The organism is Pseudarthrobacter sp. NPDC080039 (assembly GCF_040702335.1).
Taxonomy (GTDB): Bacteria; Actinomycetota; Actinomycetes; order Actinomycetales; family Micrococcaceae; genus Arthrobacter; species Arthrobacter enclensis_A.
This window is the reverse complement of the sequence record NZ_JBFBKY010000018.1, coordinates 62,641-75,577: the sequence shown is the minus strand read 5'-3', so window position 1 is coordinate 75,577 and position 12,937 is coordinate 62,641. Positions and strand designations below refer to the sequence as shown.

Genomic DNA, 12,937 nt, shown 5'->3' with positions numbered 1-12,937 from the left:
GTGGGCAGATCTCATGGCCACCGGTGGGCAGTTTTGCTGGCCGTCAGTGGGCATTTTCGTGGCCGCCTATGGGCAGTTTTTCATGGCCGCTAACACACACCGCGCGGGATGAAGTTCGGCCGGTTCGAGCGCTCCCGGGCTGCCGTCGATGGGTATCTCCCTCCGCTCTGTGTTTCCCAGAGGGAGTACATGGCTGTCGAAACGCGATGGCTGACTGTGGTGCAGTGCGTCAGGATGCTGGTGCCGCTTCGGGTGGGATGCTTGGGTGGGGTGCTGGATCAGGCGTGCTGCTTTGAGGTGTAACTCCAGTGGCCGGTGTAGCGCCTGCCGCAGCGGGGGTGATGTTTTGGTTGATGTGGTAGAAGTTGTCGGGGTCATACTTTGTTTTGACTTCTGTTAGGCGTGCGTAGTTCGAGCCAAGGGTGTCCTTGATCCGGTACTGGTCGTCTGCGTCTTGGAAGTTGAGGTATCCGCCGGGTTCGGAGTACTCGTGGAGGGCGGTCCAGTAGCCCCGGACCCAGGCGATGTTGTTGGGGTTGTCTGCTGCATCGGGCCATTGGGCTGCGATGACTGGGGCGAAGTTCACGTCTCTGTAAGCGAATGCTGTTGCGTCGGGTGCCACGCGCTGGACGGCTCCGTCGATCGGGTAGAAGTGGTTGGCCGAGTGCACGCTGGGTATGCCCGGCGCGTACTCCACCGCCACCCTGAGTGCTTCGTCGCTGAGGTTCCGGAGGAAATCGGCCTTCCAGTAGCCTTGCAGCCCGGGGACACCGCTGAGTGCGTCGAACATGATGTTGAGCGCGGGATATGGCATGGGTGCAAAGAAGCTTCCCAAAGCTGGTCCGGCATCGAGCATGGGCTGCCAATGCGCGGGCCCGGCGTCGAGGTCGCCCGTCCACATGCCGGCAATGACGGTGACAGGGCGTCCATGCCATTCCTCGGGTAGGAAGGGGACCGGGGGGCCTTGGTGGAAGCCGAGGAACGCGCCCATTTCCTCGGGCTCGGAGGCGATCCAGCTCCGATAGGCCGCGCCGATCTCAGCCCCGAGGGCCGCATCAAAGAACATTAATCCCACGTGGACCATGTCCACGGGGTGAAGGCGGAACTTCAGCGAGGTCACTGCGCCGAAGTTGCCGCTTCCGCCGCGGAGCGCCCAAAAGAGATCCACGTTTTCTGCCTCGCTTACCGTGAGGAACGTTCCGTCGGCAAGGACGACATCCGCGGACACGAGGTTGTCGCAGGCGAGGCCGTACTTGCGGGCGAGGTATCCAATGCCGCCGCCAAGAGTCAGGCCGGAAACCCCGGTCGAACCGATGATGCCGCCCGTGCTTGCCAGGCCAAAGGCATGCGTCGCGTGGTTGTAGTCAGCCCAGGTGGCTCCGGCCTCGACGCGGGCGGTTCTGGTGACGGGATCGACCCTGACTCCGCGGAGCGCCGAGAAGTCCAGGACCAGACCGCCGTCGACCGTTCCAAAGCCGGGCGCGCTGTGGCCCCCGCCGCGCACTGCCACCTCGATGTCGAGGCCGCGGGCAAAGCGGACGGCGGCAATCACGTCTGCGACCTGGGTTACCCTCAACACCGCTGCGGGGCGACGGTTGATCATGCCGTTGTAGACGCTCCGTGCCGCGTCATACTCGGCGTCATCTGCTTCAATAACTTGCCCGCGTACTTGTTCACGGAGTACGTCAAAACGGTCAGTACCCATCGGAATTCCATCTATTCTGCATCCAAGACCAGAGGGCAGCCGACTCCATGCAAGGCCCAGCGGCGCCGGCGTGATGACACCTTTGGTATACGCCCAGACCCCACAGCCGTCAAGAGCAGCGATATTTCGTGGACCGGCAGCAGCTCACGGGTAACCGTCGGGGCCAGTTGAAGTGACCTGCTCCATCCCGGGGATCTGCTGGGCTGCGGGGACCTCGATTCTACCGTTGGGAGCCGAGCCGCACGCGTGTACTGTAGCGAGGGCTGTTTTCCCGTTTTCGACGGGTTTGCTGACGGGATGACGAACCACATAATGCCAAATTGGTCCATGAGCATCCCGAATGTGACGCCCACTGTGCTTGGCTGAGGGGCATCGCGACCGTCGCGCGCTCGGAAAGGCGTTCCCGGTAGCCGCGCGGTTCTTTCTCGTGTTCTCCGGCTAGGGAGATTGCGACGTTGGCCCCGGGAGGGTCCTCATGCTTGCCCGGGTGTCTGCGATGAGCGTGATTCCGTTGGGGCTTTTGAGTTCCGGGTGCATGACAAGCTGTGCCTCCGACGTCTCTTGAGCGGCGTAGCAGGTGGTGCTACCGCGTCCACGTGCTCCGGCCGTCCCTAGCGTGGATGCCAGAGTGACATTGACCGGCTTTGGGACAGTTTGCCGGTCGGGTGCCTGGGTCTGGATTTTGTCGACAACGAATGGGCTGCACCCATTCCTGACCGCGGACTTCGTGGGTTTGGCTGTGAAATAGTCCCACGTTGCCCGGGACGGCGGCGCATGTCCTGGAGTAGGGTCCGAGCATGACACTTGATGCTGCGAGCCAGGCTTTTCTCGTCTCCCTGGCCAAGGCGGCCGGACCGGATTCCACCCCGATTTGGCGGATGAGCGTAGCGGAGGCCCGGGCCGCAACAGCACGATTCCGAGGCCTTTACGGGGCAGGCCCGGATGTGGGCGAGGTGACGGATGTGCAGATCCCTGCACATGATGGCGGCTCGTTCCGGGTCCGCATCATCGTCCCCACTACAAGGGCTGGGGCGATAATCCTGTATCTGCATGGTGGAGGTTGGATGCTGGAGGACCTGGAGGGGTTCGACACACTGGGGCGCCAGTTGGCACAGAAGTCGGGTGCCGTCGTCGTCCTCGCGGAGTACCGCAAGGCGCCGGAGCATCCGTTCCCTGTGCCGGTGGAGGACGCCTGGACTGCCCTGCGCTGGACCGCCGCCCACGCGGAGGAGCTGACCTTTGGCGGTGTCCCGCTGTTCGTGGCAGGCGACTCTGCCAGCGGAAATCTCGCGGCCGTGGTGGCACGCCGCTCACGCGATTGTGGGGGCCCGCAACTGGCTGGCCAGATCCTGGTATATCCGTTGACCGATGGCGACCTCAGCCGTCCGTCGTATCGGGAGGAAGAGAACCAGACGCTTCTTACCACCGCGGCGGTTGCGTGGTTCACTGCCCACTACGTCCCCGAACCAAGCGACCGGACAGACCCGGATTTCGCCCCGTTGCTGGCCGATTCCCTCGCAGGCCTCCCGCCGGCGCTCATCATCACTGGCGAGCATGACGTGCTCCGCGACGAGGGGGAGGCCTATGCCCATCGGCTGCGCGCTGACGGCGTCGCGGTGGACCACCGACGCTGGCCGGGCCAGATGCACGGCTTCTTCACCCTGGTCAACGTCCTGCCCGGTGGAGCCGAGGTCATGGACCTGATCGCAGCTAAGATACACGCCGGTCGGGTGGCCTAATACCCGACCATGTCAGCGCTCTCTGATCTGGATGGTCCTGTTCGGGTAGGCGGCCGCAGCGAAACGGCGCTGGCCGTCAGGCGGACGACGTCGATCCTGCACCGGGCTGAAAGATAGCTTGGAGTTGAGGGACCGGAGCACACACGCCGTGACAGCCGCACCTATGATTGATTGCACTGCCAGTTTCAAGGGCTTTCCTACTCGGCACAGCCTCAACATGTTGCCACCATATCGGGCTGTTCCCCACCAGGTTCACGGCCATGAGTGTCGAGCCGGATACACCATTAATTTCACAGTCCCCAGCAGTGTCCCGCGTGTCCGGGGGTTCATTTTTTCATAGGTCCAGTGGCGGGTGAACGATTCGACCAGGTCCAGTCTGACGAAAGCCGTGAATTCTCCGCCTTTCAGCAGCCGGGTTCCCTGTGGATGAGGGTGACATCGACGCCGAAACCGGCCAGAAACGTGGTTGTTTCGGTGCCCACCGCGCTGCCTCCGATGACAAGGGCCCGCTCCGGCAAAGCCGTGGCCGTGAACGTTTCCCTGTTCGTCCAGGTAGTGAGGCTCTCGGCCCCGTCAAGGTCGGGGATGACGGCTTCGGAGCCGGTAGCGATGATGATGTGATCGGCCTGGATGGTCCTGGCGCAAGCCTGCAGTGTGCCCGGACGGTGGTCCGGGCCTCGGCTTTGATCACGGTGGCGCCCTGGCCTTCATAGCCTTCGACTTGGGCTTTGTCGTCGAGGTTGCGGATCATGTAGACCCGGTATCTACTGGCCGCAGGCCAGTCCAGTCCGGCACCCGGTACCCCGGCGGCCCGGGCAGGTGCTGTCTTCGCTTCGCGGTGCCCGCAGCAGTGTGTTGGAGGGCACGCAGGCCCCTTACGCCCATTCGTCGCCGATCAGTTCACGTTCGATCACGGCGACCTTTTTGTGGGCTTTCAGCAAACGGCTGGCGGCGACTTCACCGCCCGGTCCCATGCCGAGCACGGCAACATCAAAATGTTCGTCCATTCGTTCCTCCTCTTTGTGGTGACTCGTGGTTGGCGGCGCCCGGCTGCGTGGTCAGGTGGCGCAGCAGGAGAGCCTGGTGATGTCGGTGGTGTAGGACTGGGCGGCGATCTTGATGCCTTCGGCCATGGTCAGGTACGGGCTCCACAAGTTCGCGACCTGGTCCACTGTCATGCCGGCTTCCAGGATGTAGACCCCTGCCGCGGCGAGATCGCCCGCTTCCTTGCCGACGGCGGTGAGGCCCAGGATCTTCCCGGTGCCGTTTTCGGCCACGAGCTTTATGAAGCCCCTGGTGTCCCGGTTGACCAGGGCCCGGGGGACGTACTCCAGCGGCAGGACACGGCATTCACAGCTGATCCCGGCCCCGTTGGCATCCTGGTCGGTCAGGCCGACGGCGGCCATGGCGGGGCTAGTGAACGCCACCCTCGGCAAATGGCGGTAATCAACATCGCGGCCGGCATTGTTAAAGGCGTTGTCGACGGCGACGGCGCCGTGCGCGGAGGCGACATAGACGAATTCCCGATGCCCGGTGACATCTCCCGCGGCCCAGACCCGCGGGTTGGTGCTGGCCAGGGTGCTCTTCACCAGGACCTCGCCCCGCTCCCCGGTCGTCACCCCGACCGCGTCCAGGTTCAGTCCTTCGGTAACGGCGCGGCGCCCCGTGGCCATCAGGAGATGGTCGGCCTGGAACGTCTCCTCGCCGCCGGCGAAGTTCGCTACTGCCTGCACTCTCCCGGTTGCCGCGTCGCGGTCGACCGAGGCCAGGGTGGCCCGGCGGATCACACGGATCCCTTCATCAGCAAAGACGCTCATCAAAGCCAACGACACTTCTGGTTCTTCCGCGGATGCCAGACGGGACCGGACCAGCATGGTTACCTTGGACCCCAGGCGCGCAAACAACTGGGCCTGCTCCAAGGCGACGTAACCGCCACCGACCACCAGCAGCGATTCCGGAACTTCTTCCAGTTCCATGGCGGTCGTAGAGGTCAGATAGCCGGCCTCCTCAAGCCCCGGAACCGGGGGTGCCCACGGGGCTGAACCGGTGGCCACCAGATAGTGTGCAGCGGTGACCGATTCCCGTCCGCCGCCCGGGGTGCTGATCTCCAGCACCGGTTCCTCAGGTGTGCCCGCGAATGCGGCGGTCCCTTGGCGGAAATCCCAGCCGTAGTCGGCGATGAGATCGACGTACTTGTCCGCGCGCGTTCCCTCCACCAGGGCACGTTTCCCGGCGACCAGGGCGGGCATGTCGACAGGTGCTGCGGAGGTGGCGATGCCGGGGAACCGGCCACTGGCGTCAAGGGCAACATGGCGGGCCTCCGCTGCCGCGAGAAGCGCTTTCGAAGGGACGCAACCGGTGTTCACACAGGTCCCGCCCACTGTTGACCGCTCGATCATCAGGACGCTCTTACCCAGGTTGGTCGCCCGGATCGCCGCCGCGAACGCGCCCCCACCTGACCCGATAATGGCAAGATCAACATGGAACCCTTGTACTGAACTCATCAAACCTCCATAGGTGTTGGGGTGATCCCGGTGGTGGGTGCGACTGCTGAAGGAAACCGCACCACCGTTCCTCCCAGGCTGCACCTTCCCCCATGGGGAAAGGTCAAGGAGGGTGCATTCCCTGGCAACATTCAACATATGAAACCTTCTTAGGAGCCTCTTACCTGAACCTCCGGAGGCCTGCCGCAGTCGAGTAGCACCATACCCTGCCCCAGCCATTCCGAATGTGGCCCGAGCCGCCTACCAGTTTGCGTCATCTGTTCAAACCCGCGCGCCTGGGTATCTTTGGGCAGCTCTGAAACGGGCAGGCGGATGAAACGGAGCAGGTAGGGGCGAGGAGTGCCGCCAGCACCATCAGTCGATGGCTGCAGGATGTCGAGCAGGTCGAACGTTGAGACGGAACTCATGGTTCAACCCCATAGATGATGTTGCCCTGGGGTTCTGCGGGACGGACATGGGCGGCCCTGACAGAATCAGATTGAAGGCTGCTGGGAATCCGACAAAGAGCAAATTGGCCCTATCCGTCACGGGTCATGCTCCCTACAACCATGGGGTGACACGCTGGTGGGCGCTAATTCTGGAAGCGCCCCTCCAAACCGGAAGTGATCTGGGCCTTCCGACGGTATTACAACGGTCAAACGGAGCAGGATATGAAAACTTCAGGAACCTTCTCGGCAGCCCGAAAGGCCGCGCTGGCACTCTCGGCATCACTCGCGGCAGTGGCGGGTGGTCTAAGTTTGGCCGCCCCAGCCTCAGCCTACGGTGGAAACACGGCGATGTACCAGGTCGAAATCTCGGCCAACATCAGCGGCCATGACGGCGGCGGCGTATGGCTGTGGATCGAACTGGACCAGAACGGAACCGGTGACTACAAGGGATCGGACTGCGGCCACGCTGGGCAGGGCGCTGTCGCCGACTCCGGGGAGGTTTGGTGGACCGACAATGGTACGACGCTCACCATAACTGGGGTCGCACTGAACGGTCTGGGAGGGTTCCCGACGACCATCACTGTGCCTGACACCTACGGCCACTACACCGGCACTATTGGCAGCTACATGACACTGCCAGGATTCATCCCGCCGTTCATTGGCAACACCCAACTCCAGGTCGCACCGTGACCTGGAAGCGCCGGGCCTAGGAACGACAGCCGGGAAACCGAAGGAACGACAAGGGCGCGCCCGGAGCGCGCCCTTGTCGTGGATACTCGTGGTCTTAAGCAGCGCCCCGGGCCGGGTAGTCGTGCTCCTGGGCGTACTTGAGCCCGGCGGTCACGTCATCCAGGGACGGACGACCAAAGGGCATGGTTGCGGTGCTGGACCAGAAGAGCGTGCCGTCCTCATCGAGGATGAAGATGCCTGGTTCGTTGAACAGGTCCGGTTCGCCGTCCTTGATCGCGTGGGAGAGGTTCAGGCCCCACGCCCGTGCAGCTTCCTCGGTCAGGCCGTAGGCTACGGGCAGGTTTGCCAGGTGCCACCGGTCCGCGACCTGGTGGCTCCGCTCAGCGGTCTCCATGCTGACTGCGACGACCTGGCCTATGCCGGCGGCTTTGAGGTTTTCGATTCGCTTGTCGATTTCGGCCAGTTGCTTGCGGCAGATCGGGCAGTGCAGGCCGCGGTAAAAGACGACGAGGCTGAACCGGCCGCCGTCCCCGGTGCCCAGCTTCAGATCATCGGTGCTTCCCCCGCCCACGAGCGGCAGGCCAAGGGCGGGTGCAGTCTGCGTTGGAATGAGCGTCATAGTTTCCCTCCAGCTGTGAATGACTGATCGGTCAGGGTGTTAGGCGGTGTGTTCGAGTTCCCAGTCTTTGACGTCGGCGATGGGTGCGAAGACGCTGCCGTCCAGTTCGTCCAGGCTCTCGTTGCTGCGGGCCCGGCGGGGCCAGTCGCGGGTGGCGAGTGCAGCTTTGCCGAGGGCGATGACGTCGGCTTGCCCGTCAGCGATCAGGGCGGCGGCTGCTTCCGGTTCGTCAAGGCTGCCGTTGGCAATGACGGCTAGGCCGGTGTGTTGCTTGGCCAAGGCGGCGAGGGAGGGCCCTTCCTCACCAAAGGCGGGGGCGTCGGCCCGGTATTCCGTGGTGTGGACGTAGTCGATGCCGGTCGCTGCGAGGGCGGTGAAGATCGTCTTTGCTTCGTCGGGTCCGCCTGCCCATTTGTGGGTGTGGTCGCTGACCTTGCCCTGGGAGATGCGGATACCGACGCTCATGTGGGGGCCGACGGCGTCGCGGACGGCGCGGCTTACCTCAACGGCGAGCCGTACCCGGTTTTCGGGGGTGCCGCCGTACTGGTCGGTGCGCTGGTTCAGGTAGTCCGTGAGGAACTGGTCGAGCAGGTAGCCGTTGGCGCCGTGGATCTCCACGCCGTCGAAGCCGGCGGCTTTCGCGTTCAGGGCTGCGTTCACGAATCCGTCGCGGACCTCGTTCAGCTGCGCAGCGGTGGCTTCTTCGGGTTGGCGGTAGGGTCCTTCGCCGCGGTAGAAGCCGAGCTGTTCGCCCTTGGGGGCGACGGCGGAGGGGCCGAGGGTGGAGTCGAGGAACCGGTTGCCCTGGGACTGGGCGCCGGCATGCATCAGCTGGGCGAAGATGCGCGAGCCGCGGGCGTGGACGGCGTCCACGACCTTGACCCAGGATTCGGCCTGTTCGGTGGTGGCCAGGCCCGGTTGGAACAGGTAGCCCTGGCTGTGGGCGGTGTCGGTGTAGATGCCTTCGGTGATGAGCAGTCCGAAGCCGCCGGCCGCGAAGCGGGAGTAGTAGGAAGCCATCCGGCCGGTTGCGTGGCCGTCTTCGGTGGCGCTGACACGGGTCATCGGCGCCAGCGCGACCCGGTTGGGCAGCTCGGCGGAGCCGATTCGAAGCGAGGTCCAGAGGGGATCGAGATGGGGCATGAAGTGTCCTTGAAAGTCTCGGGGGATTGTTCTTGGCAAGGGCCTTCGTAGCGCGGCCCGTATTAGCGGCAAGACAAGGCCGCAGAGATATATTCCCGGCACGTCTGGTGTTCCTGGTGATGGTGGGCCCTTTTTTAGTCGTCGGCCGTCAGGGCGGGTGCGAGTTCGGTCAGGGCGGAAACGGTGTAGTCGGGGGCCTCGAAATAGTCGGGGTAGGTGTCGCCGGACCTGTTCAGCCAGGCGGTCCGGAGCCCGGCGCGGGCGGCGCCGTGGATGTCCCATGGGTGCACAGCCACGAGCAGCATGCTGCCGGGGTCTGTCCCCGTAGCAGTTGCGGCGTATTCGTAGGAGCCGAGAGCCGGCTTCCATGCGGGAGCGTCCTCAACCGTCAGCAGCCACTCAAATTCGTCCCGGATCCCCGCATCTCTGAACAGCTTCCCAGCAATCTGGGCCGAGCCGTTGCTGAGCGTCACCAGCCGGAAACCAGCGGCCGTGAGGCCCCTGACCCCGGCGGGAACATCGCTATGTACCTTCAGGGCCGTCATGCCGCCCATGACATGGTCGACAGCCTCGTCACGGGGCCGACTCAGGTCCACGCCGCGGAACAATCCCTTGAGGACGCCGGCGCCCATGGCGGCGAACGAGCCGTTGTCTCCGCTCGCTGCCAGCGCAAACCCGTCACGCAGCAGGGTCGCGAACCAGAGCTTCGCCATCTCCGGGGGCGCCCCGACCTCGCCGAACCGCTCACCCATCGGGGACATATCGGACAGTGTTTCGTTCACGTCAAAGACAATGACTGATAATGCGGGGACCATGGGTCCTTCTCCTTCGTCCTGGCGGATGCGTGTCCAGCCCAGTCTGCCGCCTTCATGGAATGGACGAAACCACCGGCTGCCGACATCGATCCCGTTCACCCCCGGTTCCGGGCCTGAACGGCGAAGATTCTCGCCAAAAGCCGCTCCCGCGTTCGGCCTATCAGGTGCTTACCTCGATCCAGATACCAGGGATCCGGGGATGTAAGCGCCGAGCACCCTCAAGTTTGTCCGGCCGTGGGGGAGGGGGCCGATGTCAAGAATGCTGTCTGCTCAATATATCGGGGCACCACCTGTCATCAGTCACAACATGCGAAAACGGCACCCGATATGCCTGAGGTAGCCGGTACCCGCCGTACCTAAGGTCAAGCGCATCCAGGCGCGCCTTGATTGGCGAAAATCCGGTCAAATAGCGGTTGACCGAAGATCCCCTGTACGGGTCAACCTTGGAGCCGGCCGGGAATGGACTCCCGAACCCGTGGGCGCCGGCCTTGGTGATGTTGGCTTCGTATACGGCGCTGCCGTCATCCTCGGTGGTCATGTTCTCAACGGTCGCGCCGGTCAGGGTTGTCAGTCAGCCCAGCTCGTGCTGCCTGGTATTCAGGGCCAGGAGCCGCTCGGTGTCTTGCCGTTGCCGAGGTGTGGAGGTGGCTTAGTTCCATTGGTGCTGTAAGGGGCCATCCCGCGTGGGGGAAGTTCTTTGATCAGTTCATTAACGGCGTGGGCGATGAGGTCGCGTTCGTGGACCGGGAGTGGGAGGGACCCGTTGAGGTATGCGTCGATTTCCCATTCCACTTCCACGCCGGTGAAGCTGAAATAGCGCATCCAGCCGGCATTGAGCGGGATCCCGGCTTCTGCCATGGCGTCACGGTTTGCCTGCGCCTGGTGGTCGGGTTCGTCGATATCTTCCACGGATAGACTCCCTAGCGGCCAGCCACCCCATCAACGATTTCCCGCGCCACCGCATGCAGTGGTTTATCTTCGTTACGGGAAGCTGTCAGCATCGCCCGCTGGCATAGGTTTTGTCACGTAGCTGCCAAGTTGGGGTGGATTCACCGAAAAGTGACGGGGTAAATTTTGTTACTGCCCCAAGCCCCTTAGCAGCAGTTGGGAAAACCTGAACAGTTCAGGGAGTCCGCTGGGCCAGCACCAGGAGCGTCCATGCAAAAGTTCACGCAGCATGTGATTGTCGCCGCCAGACAGCAGCGCGGAGAGTTATCCCACATACAGCAATCTGCGGCATGGACGCTGATTCAATATTTTGCCTTAGCGCGGGGATGGCCTCCAGACTCGCCGGCATGGACCCAGGCTTCGGCGCAGGAGTGGTGGGATCGTGCCGGCGCGTCGATGTACAAAAATGTCCAGGACGCTTGGGGCCATCCGGGAATGCGGGCGCACATTTGTCAGTTAGCTGAGCTGAATGAGCTGAGCTGGAAGCTGTATCCTTCGGGGACTGATGATCACGAGCGTAGGGCCTTCATCGTCTCCATAGGAAACGAGCTCGGCATGTGGAAGGCATGGCCTGGGCTCCAGGATGTCCGAAGCGTATTGCCCCTCCCGACGTCCTTTGTGCGAAACCTCCGGAAGCCGGACCTCACCGATCCTGGCCAAGACTAAGTGAGTTTACTGCTGCCCGTTCGCCTAAGTGGCATGTCCACCGCAACGCCGTAGTTAACACTTGAAAACGGTCACCTCGGAGAACGGCAAGCGGCTCGCCGCCCTTGGCATTGTGGCATTGGGGCAGCCGGTACATGCGGACCCCCCACTCCATGTCAACTGCCGCAGCGTCCTCGGGGAGCGGCAATGCGAACGTGCCTACCCCTTGACGGTGTTCACCGAAGCAGGCGCCATCCGCGCCCCGAGTACCGTCTCCAGCCCGAACGCGAATGCTTTTGAAAGTATCAACAGAGAGGAAGGCCGAGCGGGGACGTGGCACCGAAGCTCCTAATCGGTACGGTCGGTTGGGTTTGCTGCCTGCCATCCCAGACTGTCCCTCATCCTTTCTCTCAACCAGGCTTCCTCCGCGGCCTCAAGCGCCCTTTACTGCCGGGAGAAGTCTCCTCGCTCTTGCTGGATTATGCCTAAGTTTCTTTAGGAGAGTGCATGAAGCGACCGGTGTCCTCGCCGATCTTTCCCATCCCGCCCAGTTGGGTAAGGACGCCACGCTTGAGGTGCTTGGCGACAACGGCCTCGGTGTGCTCTTGATAGAGATTACGCCGAAGACAGATGGCGGCCTCATCTTTTATCTTCGTTGCCGCCCCTTTAGCGTGGCCCGGCCCAGCTGTCAGCGCTGGTCGAAAAGTGAGCCATTTCGCGGCAGGAGGTGGCCGGCTTAGGCGGACCACCTGTGGAGCTTCTGGACCCTTCTGGAGGTTCATTGTCGCCGGACCGTTTCCGGAGCGTCCAGCTTGGTGGCGATTCCCATCGCCGATGCGGGTTGGTGGACGCTCCGGATCTTGTTTCGGCGCTGATGGCCCTCTGTCAGGAGGGTCCGGAAAATGTGGCCCGGGGGGCTGGAATCTCCTTTTCAAAGCAAGTCGTGGGTTTCCTGCCACACTTGGCGAACAGGTAGAGCCACATTTGAAATTTGGAGGTTCCAGCTATGTTCGAGCGTACAAGCGTCGGCTTGGATGTCCATGCCCGCACGGTTGTTTCATGCGCCCTGGACGAGCAGACCGGCGAAGTCATTTTGCACCGCATGACTCCGGATCGTAGTGAGATTCTCGCCTGAATTCTTTCCCTGCCGTCGCCGGTCAGAGTCGTTTACGAGGCAGGACTGACGGGCTTTGGCGTGGCCCGGTTCCTGCTGGCCTCCGGGATCGACACAGTGGTCGCGGCACCATCGAAACTCCAGCGTCCGTCCGGGGACCGGGTAAAAACCGACGCAAAGGACGCGCCGCATCTGGCCCGGCTCCTGATGCTGGGCGAGGTCACCGGGGTAAGAATTCCATCGGCGGACCAAGAAGCAGCACGGGATCTGGTCCGTTCCCGGGAAGACGTCCGTGGCGATCTGATGCGTTCCCGGCACCGGATTTCCAAACTGCTGTTGCGCCAAGGCATCGTCTATTCCGGCGGGCAAGCCTGGACTGGCACTCATGAACTCTGCTGACTTCAGTGATGCATGGCCAGTTCCAACAGGTGGAGGGGTATGCCTGACAACTCCGATGAATGAGTGGTAGGCAGGCTATGGAACTTCCGGGAAACCGTGCTTAGACTGGGCGGGTCCCCACCCGGGAACCGGTACCTGACCATGCCAAACATCAGGAAAGCACCAGAGGGCCAGGGCTGTTCCCCAAC

12 protein-coding genes are annotated in these 12,937 nt (G+C 63.0%); 4 read left to right on the top strand and 8 right to left on the bottom strand.

The features are described 5' to 3' along the window. Nucleotides 1-229: 229 nt before the first annotated feature. On the bottom strand, nucleotides 230-1,705 hold the full coding sequence (locus AB0313_RS16810) for an FAD-binding oxidoreductase (protein WP_366306915.1): 1,476 nt from the start codon (nucleotides 1,703-1,705) through the stop codon (nucleotides 230-232). 797 nt (nucleotides 1,706-2,502) lie between these two features. Here AB0313_RS16810 and AB0313_RS16805 point away from each other — a divergent pair. Next, nucleotides 2,503-3,444, top strand: coding sequence for an alpha/beta hydrolase (locus AB0313_RS16805; RefSeq protein ID WP_366306913.1), 942 nt, complete (start codon nucleotides 2,503-2,505; stop codon nucleotides 3,442-3,444). 404 nt (nucleotides 3,445-3,848) lie between these two features. On the opposite strand, the gene AB0313_RS16800 is transcribed toward AB0313_RS16805, so the two are convergent. The 3 genes from AB0313_RS16800 to merA form a co-directional block, all read right to left on the bottom strand. After that, nucleotides 3,849-4,076 (bottom strand): FAD-dependent oxidoreductase, encoded by a 228-nt coding sequence (locus AB0313_RS16800; protein ID WP_366306921.1) that lies wholly within the window; start codon nucleotides 4,074-4,076, stop codon nucleotides 3,849-3,851. A gap of 243 nt (nucleotides 4,077-4,319) precedes the next feature. Next, entirely contained in the window at nucleotides 4,320-4,451 is a 132-nt protein-coding gene (locus AB0313_RS16795) for a hypothetical protein (protein WP_366306911.1), read from the bottom strand. Nucleotides 4,452-4,502: 51 nt separating this feature from the next. Further along, a complete protein-coding gene (merA, locus tag AB0313_RS16790; RefSeq protein WP_366306909.1) occupies nucleotides 4,503-5,948 on the bottom strand; it encodes a mercury(II) reductase in 1,446 nt (481 codons plus the stop codon). 650 nt (nucleotides 5,949-6,598) lie between these two features. On the opposite strand from merA, the gene AB0313_RS16785 reads away from it, so the two are divergent. After that, the gene (locus AB0313_RS16785; RefSeq protein ID WP_366306907.1) at nucleotides 6,599-7,066 is read left to right on the top strand and encodes a hypothetical protein; all 468 of its coding nucleotides are present in this window, start codon (nucleotides 6,599-6,601) and stop codon (nucleotides 7,064-7,066) included. A 94-nt stretch (nucleotides 7,067-7,160) separates the two neighbouring features. Here AB0313_RS16785 and AB0313_RS16780 read toward each other — a convergent pair whose 3' ends face one another. The 4 genes from AB0313_RS16780 to AB0313_RS16765 all read right to left on the bottom strand — a co-directional run bounded on the left by AB0313_RS16780 (nucleotide 7,161) and on the right by AB0313_RS16765 (nucleotide 10,552). Further along, nucleotides 7,161-7,685, bottom strand: coding sequence for a peroxiredoxin-like family protein (locus AB0313_RS16780; RefSeq protein WP_366306905.1), 525 nt, complete (start codon nucleotides 7,683-7,685; stop codon nucleotides 7,161-7,163). A 39-nt stretch (nucleotides 7,686-7,724) separates the two neighbouring features. Then, a complete protein-coding gene (locus AB0313_RS16775) occupies nucleotides 7,725-8,828 on the bottom strand; it encodes an NADH:flavin oxidoreductase (RefSeq protein WP_366306903.1) in 1,104 nt (367 codons plus the stop codon). A gap of 134 nt (nucleotides 8,829-8,962) precedes the next feature. Continuing rightward, nucleotides 8,963-9,643 (bottom strand): haloacid dehalogenase type II, encoded by a 681-nt coding sequence (locus AB0313_RS16770; RefSeq protein ID WP_366306901.1) that lies wholly within the window; start codon nucleotides 9,641-9,643, stop codon nucleotides 8,963-8,965. 597 nt (nucleotides 9,644-10,240) lie between these two features. Continuing rightward, nucleotides 10,241-10,552 (bottom strand): hypothetical protein, encoded by a 312-nt coding sequence (locus AB0313_RS16765; RefSeq protein ID WP_366306899.1) that lies wholly within the window; start codon nucleotides 10,550-10,552, stop codon nucleotides 10,241-10,243. 1,690 nt (nucleotides 10,553-12,242) lie between these two features. On the opposite strand from AB0313_RS16765, the gene AB0313_RS16760 reads away from it, so the two are divergent. Together AB0313_RS16760 and AB0313_RS16755 are read left to right on the top strand one after the other, a co-directional pair. After that, nucleotides 12,243-12,371 (top strand): hypothetical protein, encoded by a 129-nt coding sequence (locus AB0313_RS16760; protein WP_366306897.1) that lies wholly within the window; start codon nucleotides 12,243-12,245, stop codon nucleotides 12,369-12,371. Further along, nucleotides 12,372-12,749 (top strand): transposase, encoded by a 378-nt coding sequence (locus tag AB0313_RS16755; RefSeq protein WP_366306919.1) that lies wholly within the window; start codon nucleotides 12,372-12,374, stop codon nucleotides 12,747-12,749. Nucleotides 12,750-12,937: the final 188 nt, after the last annotated feature.

What these genes read in the sequence shown, in the direction of transcription:
- AB0313_RS16760 (WP_366306897.1), top strand. Translation starts at nt 12,243, where the DNA reads ATGTTCGAGCGTACAAGCGTCGGCTTGGATGTCCATGCCCGCACGGTT.
- AB0313_RS16795 (WP_366306911.1), bottom strand. Translation starts at nt 4,451, where the DNA reads ATGGACGAACATTTTGATGTTGCCGTGCTCGGCATGGGACCGGGCGGT.
- AB0313_RS16805 (WP_366306913.1), top strand. Translation starts at nt 2,503, where the DNA reads ATGACACTTGATGCTGCGAGCCAGGCTTTTCTCGTCTCCCTGGCCAAG.
- AB0313_RS16775 (WP_366306903.1), bottom strand. Translation starts at nt 8,828, where the DNA reads ATGCCCCATCTCGATCCCCTCTGGACCTCGCTTCGAATCGGCTCCGCC.
- AB0313_RS16785 (WP_366306907.1), top strand. Translation starts at nt 6,599, where the DNA reads ATGAAAACTTCAGGAACCTTCTCGGCAGCCCGAAAGGCCGCGCTGGCA.
- AB0313_RS16780 (WP_366306905.1), bottom strand. Translation starts at nt 7,685, where the DNA reads ATGACGCTCATTCCAACGCAGACTGCACCCGCCCTTGGCCTGCCGCTC.
- merA (WP_366306909.1), bottom strand. Translation starts at nt 5,948, where the DNA reads ATGAGTTCAGTACAAGGGTTCCATGTTGATCTTGCCATTATCGGGTCA.
- AB0313_RS16770 (WP_366306901.1), bottom strand. Translation starts at nt 9,643, where the DNA reads ATGGTCCCCGCATTATCAGTCATTGTCTTTGACGTGAACGAAACACTG.
- AB0313_RS16810 (WP_366306915.1), bottom strand. Translation starts at nt 1,705, where the DNA reads ATGGGTACTGACCGTTTTGACGTACTCCGTGAACAAGTACGCGGGCAA.